This window comes from Streptomyces sp. NPDC047028, assembly GCF_040644095.1.
Taxonomy (GTDB): Bacteria; Actinomycetota; Actinomycetes; order Streptomycetales; family Streptomycetaceae; genus Streptomyces.
The window spans coordinates 1-11,831 of record NZ_JBEYVS010000086.1 but is presented as its reverse complement, the minus strand read 5'-3'; the positions used below and the strand labels follow the sequence as shown (position 1 = coordinate 11,831).

The 11,831-nt window shown below is 70.1% G+C and carries 9 protein-coding genes and 1 pseudogene; 2 read left to right on the top strand and 8 right to left on the bottom strand.

Features of this window, described 5'->3' with window-relative positions:
- Positions 1-91: 91 nt before the first annotated feature.
- The 7 genes from ABZ854_RS36295 to ABZ854_RS36265 form a co-directional block, all read right to left on the bottom strand.
- Entirely contained in the window at positions 92-1,597 is a 1,506-nt protein-coding gene (locus ABZ854_RS36295; protein ID WP_361220082.1) for an ATP-binding protein, read from the bottom strand.
- 27 nt (positions 1,598-1,624) lie between these two features.
- A complete protein-coding gene (locus ABZ854_RS36290) occupies positions 1,625-2,077 on the bottom strand; it encodes a DUF6238 family protein (protein WP_361220079.1) in 453 nt (150 codons plus the stop codon).
- A 25-nt stretch (positions 2,078-2,102) separates the two neighbouring features.
- Positions 2,103-3,569: an SCO6880 family protein gene (locus tag ABZ854_RS36285; RefSeq protein ID WP_361220076.1), complete on the bottom strand. Its 1,467-nt coding sequence runs from the start codon at positions 3,567-3,569 to the stop codon at positions 2,103-2,105.
- 130 nt (positions 3,570-3,699) lie between these two features.
- Entirely contained in the window at positions 3,700-5,109 is a 1,410-nt protein-coding gene (locus ABZ854_RS36280) for an ATP-binding protein (protein ID WP_361220073.1), read from the bottom strand.
- Positions 5,110-5,137: 28 nt separating this feature from the next.
- A complete protein-coding gene (locus tag ABZ854_RS36275) occupies positions 5,138-5,818 on the bottom strand; it encodes a hypothetical protein (protein ID WP_361220071.1) in 681 nt (226 codons plus the stop codon).
- Complete coding sequence (locus ABZ854_RS36270) at positions 5,818-6,126, bottom strand: DUF6112 family protein (RefSeq protein WP_164179986.1); 309 nt, start codon at positions 6,124-6,126, stop codon at positions 5,818-5,820. Before ABZ854_RS36270 ends, ABZ854_RS36275 begins: the two co-directional genes overlap by 1 nt.
- A 90-nt stretch (positions 6,127-6,216) precedes the next feature.
- On the bottom strand, positions 6,217-7,362 hold the full coding sequence (locus ABZ854_RS36265) for a C40 family peptidase (protein ID WP_361220068.1): 1,146 nt from the start codon (positions 7,360-7,362) through the stop codon (positions 6,217-6,219).
- 580 nt (positions 7,363-7,942) lie between these two features.
- Between ABZ854_RS36265 and ABZ854_RS36260 the strand changes: the two genes are divergently transcribed.
- Positions 7,943-8,689, top strand: a complete 747-nt coding sequence (locus ABZ854_RS36260) for a site-specific DNA-methyltransferase (RefSeq protein WP_104631201.1) — start codon at positions 7,943-7,945, stop codon at positions 8,687-8,689.
- 97 nt (positions 8,690-8,786) lie between these two features.
- On the opposite strand, the gene ABZ854_RS36255 is transcribed toward ABZ854_RS36260, so the two are convergent.
- Positions 8,787-9,722 (bottom strand): DUF5655 domain-containing protein, encoded by a 936-nt coding sequence (locus ABZ854_RS36255; RefSeq protein ID WP_361220065.1) that lies wholly within the window; start codon positions 9,720-9,722, stop codon positions 8,787-8,789.
- 359 nt (positions 9,723-10,081) lie between these two features.
- Between ABZ854_RS36255 and ABZ854_RS36250 the strand changes: the two are divergent.
- Positions 10,082-11,273 (top strand): annotated as a pseudogene (locus ABZ854_RS36250) (IS110 family transposase).
- The last annotated feature ends 558 nt before the right edge of the window (positions 11,274-11,831 follow it).

The following is an 11,831-nucleotide window of genomic DNA, read 5'->3' as shown; positions in this document are numbered from 1 at the left end:
TCCGGTCCGGCAACAACGGCTCGATGCGCGCCCACTGGGCGTCAGTCAGCGACACACCAGACCAACGATCCGATGATCTGAAAGAAACGGCCTAGGCCGCCATGCGGGCGTCGGTGTCGAACAGCTCCCGCTCAGCCGGGTGGAGGATGTGCTGGGTGATGAAGGAACGGCCGGCGACCTTCCACAGACCTCGGCCCTTGGTCAGGGCGGACACCGCCTGGGTCTCGACGCCGGTCAGGCCGAGCAGAGATGCAGCGGCGGCGAGCTGGTCGGGCTCCTGGCGGTAGATGATGCGGGTGGAGCAGTCGGCCAGCAGGCCCTCGGCCAGGACTCGGCCGCGTGAGCCGGCGTCGCCCGCCGAGAGCAAATCGCTGAGGCGGTGGATCACCATCAGGTTCGCGATGCCCAGCCCTCGGGAGAGCTTCCACTGGCTCTGCATCCGCTCCAGCAGCCCGACGTGCCGCATCAGCCGCCACGCCTCGTCGTAGATCACCCAGCGCCGACCACCATCGGGATCACTGAGGGCCGACTCCATCCACGCGCTCGCGCACGTCATCGCGAGCACCAAGGCCGTGTCGTCACCCGAGCCGCCTAGACGGGAGAGATCGATGGACAGCATCGGCGTGGTCGGATCGAACGACACGGTGCTCGGCGCGTCGAACATGCCGCTCAAATCGCCGTGCACTAGACGCCGCAGGGCGTGGGCGAGGTCCTGGGCGGCTGAACCGAGGTGTCCTGCTTGGTGGCCGAGGGCCTGGTCGAGGCGTTCGGGGGAGCCGAGTACGTGCGCGATCTCGCCGAGCAGCGGCACCGTGCCCCGGGCGGCGGCGTCAGCGACGACCAGATCCAGGGCCAGGTCGAGGGCGGTGTGCTCCATCGGCAGCAGATCGCGCTTCAGCACGGTGCGGGCGAGGCCGGCCAGCAGCAGCAGACGCCGCTTGCGAACCTCCGTGAACCAGTCCTCCTCGCTCACGGAGGCGGGCCGGGCCGGGGCGTCCAGCGGGTTCAACCGTCCAGGGAGCCCCGGGCCCAGGGCGATGCTGTATCCGCCGAGGGCCTGCGAGACACCGGTCCACTCGCCCTTGGGATCGCACGGAATGTAGATCCGGTAGCCGTGGGCGATCGACCGGGTGGCGATCGACTTCGCCAGCGCCGACTTGCCCATGCCGATGATCCCGGCCAGGACCGCGTTGGGGTTGGTGAAGCCCTCCACCCTGCCGCTGCTGTAGAGCGAGAACGGGTCGAAACAGAAAGCCGCCTCCGCGTGCACATCGCGGCCGATGAACACCCCTTCGGCGCCCAGGCCGCCCTCGGCCACGAACGGGTACGCGCCGCTGGCTGTGGCGGTGGTCATCCGGTGGGCGGGCAGGGCGAGCTTGCCACCGCGGGCAGAGGCCGGACCGGGGCGGCCGGCGAGCGGATAGGTGGGCCGCAGATCCGGGTCGAGGGTCTGCTCGGCGCGGTGCTTGGGCGGGTTCCCGGCGAGGCGTGCCTGGCGACGGGCTTCGGTGAAACCGGCTCGGGCGGCCCGCTGCTCGGCCCGTGTCGTCTTACGGGGCACGAACAGAGGGGAGGCGCTGGCGCGGGTACGGGGCATGAACGTTTCTCCAGGTGAGGGGGTGAGTCAGCGGCGAACGAGGCCGGTGAACGGGGCGTGCAGGTCGGCCGGGGTGGTGCGCCGCCGCACGAGACGCGCGGTGCGCTGGTGGCGCTGGCAGATGGTCAGTTCCGGTGCCCCCTCCGGGAGGCCGGACTGGCACGCCTCCGGTTCGGGGATCTTGCCGGAGTCCGGCTGGGGTGCCGCGTGGTAGGCGGCGTGGAGATGCTCGGCGGCCTGCCAGATGCGGGTGCGGGCGGTACGGAGCTGGTCGGCTTCGACCGCGACGAGCTGCCCGGTGCGACCGGCGTGGGCGTCGAGCAGCCCGTACAGCGAGACGAGGTGGGCGTGCAGGGCGTCCAGCTCGGCCCGGGTGGTGACCAGCGGGCCGCCCGGGATGTTGAGTGCCCGGTGGAAGTCGAGCGCGGCGGTGGCGAAGGGCACGAAGTCCTGCGCGGTCGGGCTGGCGGTGCGGGACATGAGGGTGCTCTTTCGAAGGGAAGGGTCAGGCAGCGAGCGCGAGCGGCAGGGCGGCGGCGGTGAACGCCTCGGCCTGCTGCCAGGTCAGGGGCCGGAGATCGAGCTGGGCGCCGACAGCGGCGGTCTCCACGACGGCGCAGGCGGCGCGCAGCTCGTCCTCGGTGTCGGCCGAGACGGTCAGCAGACCGGTCAGGGCGACGTCGGCGTGCCCGGCGATGAGCTGGCGCTCGCGGGACTTGATGTCCTGGTACTCGATCGAGTCGGCCTCGGAGTCGACCTGGCCGCGCCGGGCCCGCTCGGCGGCGTCGGCGATCACGCTGGACTTCTTGCGCTGCACGTCACGCAGGGCGGCGTCGAGGTTCTTCGGCTCGTAGGAGAGCGAGAGCGTGCGCCGGACTCCGCCGGTGAACAGCAGCTGGTGCAGGAAGCCGGCGCTGGTCTCGGTGCGCGGCCAGTTCTCCACCCAGTAGGTGGCGTGCACGGCGGAGTCGGTGGCGATGTGGTCCGCCTTCTCGACGACCACGACGGGGCCGGCGGCGGCGGGCTCGGCCTCGGGGCGACCGGCCGTGGACCAGCGGTCGAGTGTCGCCAGCGCCTTCGGGTCGTAGGAGGTGCGCACCACGGCGGCGATCTTGCGGGCGGTGAGCCAGCCCGTCGGGGTGAGACCGGCGGTCCGCGCCGCCTGGTCGAACGTGGAGGTGAGCTGGGCGAGGACGCTGAAGGCACCGGTGAGACCGCCGCCGGCCTGGTTGATCAGCCGGCGGGCCGCCTTGGTGTCCAGGGACACCGCGACGTACGCCTCGTGCGGGGCGGCTGCGGGGCCGGCGCTCTGGATCAGCTCGTTGTAGATCGCGCCGGCCATCAGGGTGTCGGGGCGGCCGTGCTCTTCCCAGTAGCGGCGCAGCGCGTCGCCGGAGTCGGGGATGGTGCGCTCGATCACCTGGATGCGGGCGATCTGTCCGGTACGGGCGAGGGCTGCCAGCGCGCGTCCCCAGCCGCCGACGTTGGCCTGCTGGGTGCCGGGGTCGAGCAGGGCGTAGGCGCGGGAGGAGACCTTGGCCACAGCGGTCAGCGTCCCGGTGTGCGGGTTGTGGACGGCGCCGTATTTGCCATCGGGGGCAGTGGTCACGCGCAGGCTGGCAGCGGTGCCGGGAAGGTGGAGCAGTCCCTCGCGGGTCGGCCGGCGGGAGGGCCGGGTGAGCCAGACGAGCTGGCCTCGCATCCGGCGCAGTGCGTAGCGGACGACGAGCGGGGCCCAGTCAGCCAGCGCACGGCCTCGGTGGCGAACGAAGACGAGCAGCGCGATGACCGCCCACAGCGGTATGAGCTGGAGGGCGCCGACCACACCGCGGGCGAGGATCACGGCGAGAAGGAGAAAGCCGGTAAGCCCGGCGACGGCCAACTGCGGGACGGTCAGGCCGAGCAGGACGCCGCGCCTGCTGCGGTGCGGGAACTTCACGGTGGGCGTGGAGGACTGGTGCTTGCCGGACATGGTGGTTCCAGACGGTGGGAGCGGGCGGAGGACGGGATGCGCGGCGTTGTTCTGGACGTCATGGTGAAACCTTCCTGCTGGTGGGGGCGGGGGCGGGCCGTGGAGTGCGGCCCGCCCCCGGGGATGTGGGTCAGGAACCCGACGGCGGCTGGGTGGGATACACCCAGTTCGTCGGCGTCGCTGAGCCGGTGGCCGACGGTCCGGACGCGGACGCCGGAGTGCCCGAGGCCGAAGGCCCGGGGTCGGCCGGCGGCATGGAGGTCATGTCGCCGCCCGGAGCCGATGCGGCTGCGAGGTGACCGGAGCCGCCCGCAACGCCTTGGGCGGTCGATTCGGACCCTTCCGGTTCGTCCTCGCCAGGACGTGTGATCAGTGGCGGGATCCCAGGGCGCTGGATCAGAGCCCGGCCCTTGTCGCCGGTCGCGTTCGGGTCTTCGCCGTACCGGAAGCGGGTCTGCTGCTTGGGTGGCCCGGCGTCGATGCCCTCCTTGCTGAGGTTGCCGCCGGAGGGGTTGATGCCGGAGGCGACGCCATCGGTCCCCGCGCCCGGGACCTGGTTCGGGCCCTGCGGAGCTGGGGTGCCGGTACCGGCCCGCAGTGCGAGGCTGCTTGCGGTCTTCGCGGCTCCTGCGGCGACCGCCATGCCGGCGACACCGGTGCGGTGCATGTCGTCGTGGCCACCGCCGTCACTGGCCCAGTGGACGAATTTGTATGTCGCGTAGGGGCAGAGCAGCACCAGCACCATCACGACGATGCCGGCCATCGCGTCGGACAGGGCCGCCATTCCGTCGCTGGCGTCGGTCTTGCCCATGGCGGAGACGCCGATGAGGAAGACGACGGTCATCAGGAGCTTGGAGACGATCAGGGTGCCGGTGGCCTCGATCCAGCCACGCCGCCACCGCTTGGCGACTTCCCAGCCGCCGCCGGCCCCGGCGAACACCGCGAGCGCGACCATGATCAGGACGCCGACCTTGCGGGCGACCATCACGCCCCAGTAGAGGAAGGCGCCGATCGCGCACCCGAAGGCCACCAGCGCGGGCACACCCCAGCCGAGGCCGTACATGGCACCCATCTCGTCGACCTTGATCACGCGGCGGATCGCGTCGTCGATCGAGGTGTCGGCCGCTTGGAACAGCCCGTCGGACAACACATCAACCACCGTGATGGCGACGGTGGTGAAGGCGATGGCGGAGAAGCTGAACAGGACTCCGGTCATGGTGCCGAACGCCGCCTTCGCGAGGGCGCGTTCGTCGCGGCGCCAGGCCGCGGTCATGAGCTGGATGCAGAAGATGCCGACGGTGAGGGCGAGGCCGATGGGCAGCAACAGCTCGTAGTTGTCCCGGAACCAGCCGGCGTTGAGGTCGATGGCCGTCGTCTTGTTGACGGCCTTGGCGGCCAGCTCGGCCGCGCTGGACGCCAGCTCGCCCGCCGACTTCGCGATCCAGGCCCCGAGGCCGTCGGTGACGGTGCCGGCGGGGTTGGTGGCGAAGTCGACGGCGCCGCACACCTTGTCCATCAGCGGGAAGTCGCAGACTCCCATGGGTCGTACCTCCGTTCTGGGGCTAGGGTCAGGGCGCGACGGACGGCATGACGCCGACCAGGGCGCAGGGATGGTCGGGCCGGCACTGGACCGCGAGGGTGGTGGACCGGCTCTCCGCGCCGCCGGCGGCCGAGCCCTTCCAGCGAATCGACTGCTTGCCGGAGACCGTGACGGCGTAGACGTACGCCTGAGTGATCGCCCCGGGGTCGTCCTGGAGGGCCTGGGTAAAGGCGTGCGGGAAGTGCCCCTCGTTGATCTTGGCGGTGGCGACCTGCTTGTTGGCCGCCATCTCCTTCCACAGCACGGCCGAGGGGACCGCCTGGTCGACGGAGGCCGGGTCGGCGTATTTCGACTCCGTGGTCAGCCAGCCGCGCAGCGCCTTGCGCAGCTCGGGCTGCGAGTACGCGCGGGTGTTGTACGACCACAGCGCTGCGGCGGCGGCCTTGCCGTACGTGATCGGGTCGTGGGTTTTCGGCGGAATGGGCAGAGCGCGGGGCCGGGTGTGCGGCCCGGACGGTGCCGCGGGCGACGAGGACGCGGTGGGCGAACTCGGCGGTGGGGAAGCAGGATCGGAGGGGCTTCGGCCCTCGCGGGTGAGGTAGGCGGCCAGGCCGGCGAGGGCGACGAGCACCGCCAGGACGGCAGTGCCGAGCAGCGCCCGGCGGCGCACGCGAGATGCGCCGCCGGGGTGGGTGGAGTGCTGAGCCATCAGTGGACCTGCGTCCCGAGCGTCGAGAAGAACGCCACTACACCGTTGGCCGCACCGAGAAGAAGGGCCGCGCCCGCGCTGACCAGCACGCCCTTCTTCCCGTTCGCCTCGGCCTGGTGTCCACCCGAGTGGTGACCCCAGGCCCACACGCCCGCACTGACGGCGAGGGCTCCGACCACGGCGATGAGCCCGAAGAGGTTGATCGAGCCCATCACCTGCTTGAGGACGTTGAGGCCAGGGAGCCCGCCCTCGTTCGGCTTGATGCCGGGATCGTAGGCGAGCTGTATGACCTGGTCAGCGAGATGCATGGGAACTCCAGTTCGCGAATGAGTGCACGCCAAAGCCCGGCGGGGCGAATCAGCGGTGCGAGGGGAGGTGAGGAGGGGGAGGAGCGCCGGTCAGACGACTCGGCGGGCCGCGAGAATCCGCGATTTCCAGGACGCGACGGTGGTGATCCGTACGACGTCACCGGTGTGCGGGGCGTGGACGATCAGGCCCTGCCCGATCGCCATCCCGACGTGTTCCGGTACGGCGGCCGTCCCCTCGGTGAAGAGGAGGTCGCCCGGCTTGAGGGCATCGACCGAGACGGCCTTGCCGTCCTTGACCTGCGTGTACGTGGTCCGCGTCAGGGTGACTCCGGCGGCCTTGTACGCGCCCTGCATCAGGGAGGAGCAGTCGCAGCGGCCCATCGGGTTTTTGCCGTGGGAGTCGGTGCACGTGCCGCCCCACTGATACGGGGTGCGGAGTTGGCCGAGCGCCCACCGGATCGCCGTCTGCACCTTCGGCGGCGCGGAGGCGGGAATCTTGTACTCGTCCGGCAGCGCGCCTGCCGGGATGGTGCCGAAGTCCGTCCCGTCGCCGTCCGCCGAGCAACCCCCCGCGGAATCGGGAGAGGGACTGCCGGTGTCGGCAGAGCCTGACGGCGACGGGCTCGGTGATGCACCGCCGGCCTTCTGCAGCAGGGGCTCGATGGCCTTCTGCAGGGCGGTGGCCAGCGGCTCCCACTTGGCGTACGCCTCCGGGAAGCCCGACTTCTGCACCGCCTGGGCGGCCTGGGTGACGGACAAGGACTGCCAGCCGGAGACCTTCTTGAGCCCCTCGTAGAACTTGGTGCTGGCGTGCACCGGGTCGAGGATCTGGCTGGCCGTGCCCCAGCCCATGGACGGCCGCTGCTGGAAGAGACCCAGCGAATCGCGGTCGCCGTAGGTCAGGTTCCGCAGGCCGCTCTCCTGCAGAGCGGTTGCCAGGGCGACGATCTGCCCTCGGGCGGGGATGTTCATCGCGACGCCCGTGGCCTGGATGGTCTTGGCGTTGGGCACCTGATCGGCAGGCGCGTCCAGGCCCGGCACGGAGACCGAGCCCTTGTCGCCGCCGTCTAGGATGGCCTTCACCTGCTTGGCGACGGCGGAGGCGTCCACACCCTGTGCACCGTCGGTCGAGCACGAAGCCGAGGCGGTCCCGGCACCGATGCCAAGGATCGGCAGTGCCAGCAGGAGTGGTCCGGTGGCGCACAGACCGACGAGGGCTCCCGTCGTCTTCTTCATCGCCGCCGCCTTTCAGTACGACGGCGGCGCGGACCAGACGACGGAGGTGGGTCGGGGCGCAGGTGTGTCAGGGCATGCTGCATCGCAGCGGCTCCTCGGTGTTCGTAGGAGGCGCGGTGCCGACTTCTCGTGCAAAGCCGTCGGCACCGCGCCGATGTGCATCCGCCTCTCGGACGGCCCGGGTCAGAGGAGTTGGTAGCTCCCGAACGCCGGTTTCAGGTCACGCGCGGCAGCCAGCCGCGCTCGTAATCTCAGGCAGGACACAGGGGCCTCCTCACAGCGCTCGCGGGCAGATGGGCAACATGCCTCCGACGCTGCTCGATTGGACGAGACGGCACGGATAAGCACAGCTCAACGGGGATGGAGCAGCACTCCTTCCCGGTGGCACGGCGAGACAGTAGACCGGGATCTCGGCCGCGCCAAACGACTGCCATCCAGGGGCCCGCAGCGGGGAGCCGCCTCGTTAGGTGCGGCCGGAATTCGCCGTTAACCTCCGCTGCAACCTCGCACCAGACGCCCGCCGTTGAGCGCCGTCCGGAGCGGGTCCAGACTCCGCCGCGCCCGAAGAAAGGCCCTCCCCATGAGCTATACGCTGCACCGAGGCGACGCCCTGACCGTCCTGAAGTCCCTCCCGGACGAGAGCGTCCAAGCGGTGATCACTGACCCGCCGTACAACTCAGGGGGCCGCACTAGCTCCGATCGAACCGGCCGCACCGCGCGTGCCAAGTACGTCACCAGCAACTCGGCGCACGACCTCGCCAACTTCCCCGGCGAGAACCGCGACCAGCGCTCCTACCGCTCCTGGCTCACCGAACTGCTCACCGAGGCGTACCGGGCCTCGACCGAGCACGCGGTCGCCATGGTCTTCACCGACTGGCGGCAGGAGCCGACCACCTCCGACGCCCTGCAGATGGCGGGGTGGACCTGGAGCGGCACGATCCCGTGGATCAAGCCGTCCAGCCGGCCCCGCAAGGGCGGGCCGAAGCAGGACTCGGAGTTCATCGTCTGGGGCGTCAAGGGCTCCCTCGACAACACCCGCGACCTCTACCTGCCGGGCCACTACATCGCCTCCCAGCCCCGCAAGGGCCGGGTCCACATCACCCAGAAGCCGGTCGAGGTCATGCAGCAACTCGTCCAGGTCTGCCCCGAGGGCGGCACCGTCCTCGACCCGTTCACCGGCAGCGGCTCCACCGGGGTCGCGGCCCTGCGCGAGGGACGCCGCTTCGTGGGCGTCGAGCTGTCCGCGCACTACGCCGACGTCGCCGAGGAGCGGCTGCGGGCCGAACTGACGAAGGACGACTTCGAGCTGGCCGGACCGGAGGCATGAGCGTGAGAGCGGAGAAGCCGGCGCCGGCGGCCCGCAGACGCCAAAGGGGCGGCTGGTGCATCGACTAAGCGATGCACCAGCCGCCCCTCCTGTTACGTCAGGCCGCCTCGAACGCCCGCCGGATCAACGGTGCCGCCTTCTCCAAGTCGGCTGCCGAGACGATGCGGACCTCCAGGTCGCCGGTCCCGAGGTGTCCGATACCGCGCATGTCCCGGGTGAAGCCCTCCTCCAGCTCGACCGTGTCCGGGTCGAGTCTGAGGTACACCAGGATCGCCTCGTGCTTCGGACGGAAGATCACCGACGCGACGTTCACCAGTCGCCGGTAGGCGATGTAGTGCCGCAGCGGCGCCACCTCCACCTCGCCCCATGCAGTGAGCGCCTCGTCCAGTTCCGCGTACAGGTGCCGCAGGCACTCCGGCACGGCTCCGCCACCCGCGGGCGGAGAGATCTCCGGAGTCTTCGGAACGCTGTCCGCCACGGGTGCCCGCCCTCGGACCCGGCGAGACGAGGCAGCGCTCGGCAAGCCAGTCGCGGAATCCACGAGCAGCAGCCCCAGCAGGCCGCCGTCGAAGATTCGGTAGCGGACCAGGTCGATCCGCTCGGGCAGCCTCTGCACCGCCACCCGGTCGTGGTGCGAGAAGCCTGCCGCGATGCAGATCATCCGCGGGCGACGCCAGTCGACGGACTCGGCGGCCTCCGCGCCCAGCACCCTCCGGACGAGCGCCTCGAACTCGTGCTGTGCCGATTCCAGCCAGGACAGGTAGGAGACCGCCTGGGACATCACCCCGCGGTCCGAGCCCTTCTTGAACTCGATCAGCGCGGGTGCGCCGTTCTCGTCCAGGCCTAGCGAGTCGATCCGGCCACGGTGCCAAGGCCCCGTCGGGTACTCCGACGCCAGGAAGCGGATGCCGAGCATCGCCTCCATACCCGCCTCGATACGCCGCTGCAGCTCCGCCTCCAGCGTCACCGTGGAGCCGCGCAGCTCGACATCCCGGCCGTCGGCATCCAGCCGGAACAGTTTCAGGTCGGTCACCAGGGTCCCCCTCCCGCGATCACTACGGGAGGAGCAATCGAAACCGGTCTGCTTGTATTCCAGTGAGCCTCCGCCAACTGGAACGTGGGTGCGGACGGGCCGGGTGACGGACAACCAGATCAGGCGGCCCTACCTGTCAACTCACGGGTGCACCGCAGCCATTCGTAGGGTTGTGGCACCCAGGGGGGTGGGGTGTGGCTCTCAGGCTGGCTGCCGTTGTTCGTGGCTCCGGAGGCTTGGCCGCCCTGCTCCCCACGACGACTCGGCCGCCGATCAGGAAGTGCGACAAGATCGCTGTGTAGGGCAATGCCGGCGAGGTCGTCCGTGGTACGCAAGGCAGGAACGACGTCGGGAGCACGATGAGCCGGATATGGGCCGGGATCGACTGCGGCAAGACCCACCACCACTGCGTCGCCATGGACGGCGAGGGCAAGACCTTTCTGTCGCGCCGGGTGGCCAACGACGAGCCGGAGCTGCTGAAGCTCATGGGTGACGTCCTTGACCTCGCCCACGGCCGCGAGGTGACCTGGGCGATGGACATGACCGGCGGCGAGCCGGGTCTGCTGATCGCCGTCCTGGTCAACCACCTGCAGGAGCTGCTCTACATCCCCGGGCGCATGGTCAACCGGGCCTCCGACGCCTACCGGGGCGAGGGTAAGACCGACGCCCGCGACGCCAGGGTCATCGCCGACCAGGCACGCATGCGCCGTGACCTGCAAATGATCCGTCCCGACGACGAGACCACGATCGAGCTGCGGCTGCACACCAGCCACCGCATCGACCTGGTCGCCGACCGCACCCGCACCATCAACCGCCTGCGGGGCAACCTGCTGAGCATGTTCCCCGCGCTCGAACGCGCCTTGGAACTCACCAACGCAGGTCCCCTGGTCCTTCTCACGGGCTACCAGACTCCCACTGCCCTGCGCCGGATCGGCGTCAGCCGCCACCTGGCTGCGCAACCGCAAGGTCCGCGGCGCCGAATCCCTGGCCAAGGCCGCAGTGGAGGCCGCCGAGCGGCAGCACACCGCCGTGGCCGGCGAGAAGGTCATCGCGAAGATGGTGCACACCCTGGCGAGGGAGGTGATGGCCCTCAACGAGAAGATCGCCGAGATCGACAAGCTCATCGAGGGCCGGTTTCGCGAGCACGAACTCGCCGAGGTCATCTTGAGCCTGCCGGGCATGGGGCCCAAGCTCGGTGCCGAGTTCCTGGTCGCCGTCGGCGGCAGTCTGGACGGCTTCCCCACCGCGGACCGCCTCGCGGCCTTCGGTGGTGTCGCTCCCGCTCCGCACGACTCCGGCAAGACCAGCGGCAACCTGCGGCGCCCGCAGCGATACCACCGGCGTCTGCAACGGGTCTTCTACACGTCCGCGCTGGTCAGCTCCTGGAGCGATCCCAACTCCAAGCGGTTCTACGACCGCAAGAGAGCCGAGGGCAAGAGCCACGTCCAGGCCGTCCTCGTGCTCGCCCGCCGACGCGTCAACGTCCTGTGGGCCCTCGTCCGCGACCGACGGTGCTATCAAGTCACACCGCCCGTGACCCTTGCCGCTTGACAACAGCATTAGGAAGCCTCTCCATGGGGCAGGGCGAGGACTTGCAAGCCGTGATGATGGTGCTTGCCGGAGTAGATGCGCCGGTCGGCCTTCCCGGAGCGTCGCCGCCTGCGGATGAGGGTGCCGTCGATCAGAACCACATCCCGCACGTATGGCCGCACAGCCCGGCTGCGGCGATGGGGACTTTGAATGAGGGCCCCCGGCTGCTGTGATCACGACCAGCGGTTGATGGTCGTAACCGAGGGTCCGTGGCTCGCCCTTGGACTACATTCTGGGCCATGGACCCTTCCCTGAGCGCCCTGATCGTCGCCGTGGTGGGGGTGATCGGCACAATCGCGTCCGGGCTACTGGCGCACCGCAGCGCGCTTCAGGCCAAGACGGTAGAACTCGACCATGCAGAGAGGCAGAGGCGGGAAGAGCGACTGGCGGTCGAACGCCGCGAGGCTCTCAGCACACGGCGAGCTGAACCGCCCCGGGTGAGGTGGAGACTCGATTCCGTGTAAGGATTCCGAGTCATGGCACGACCCTCGATGTACCCGCCCGAGCTGCGCAAGCGCG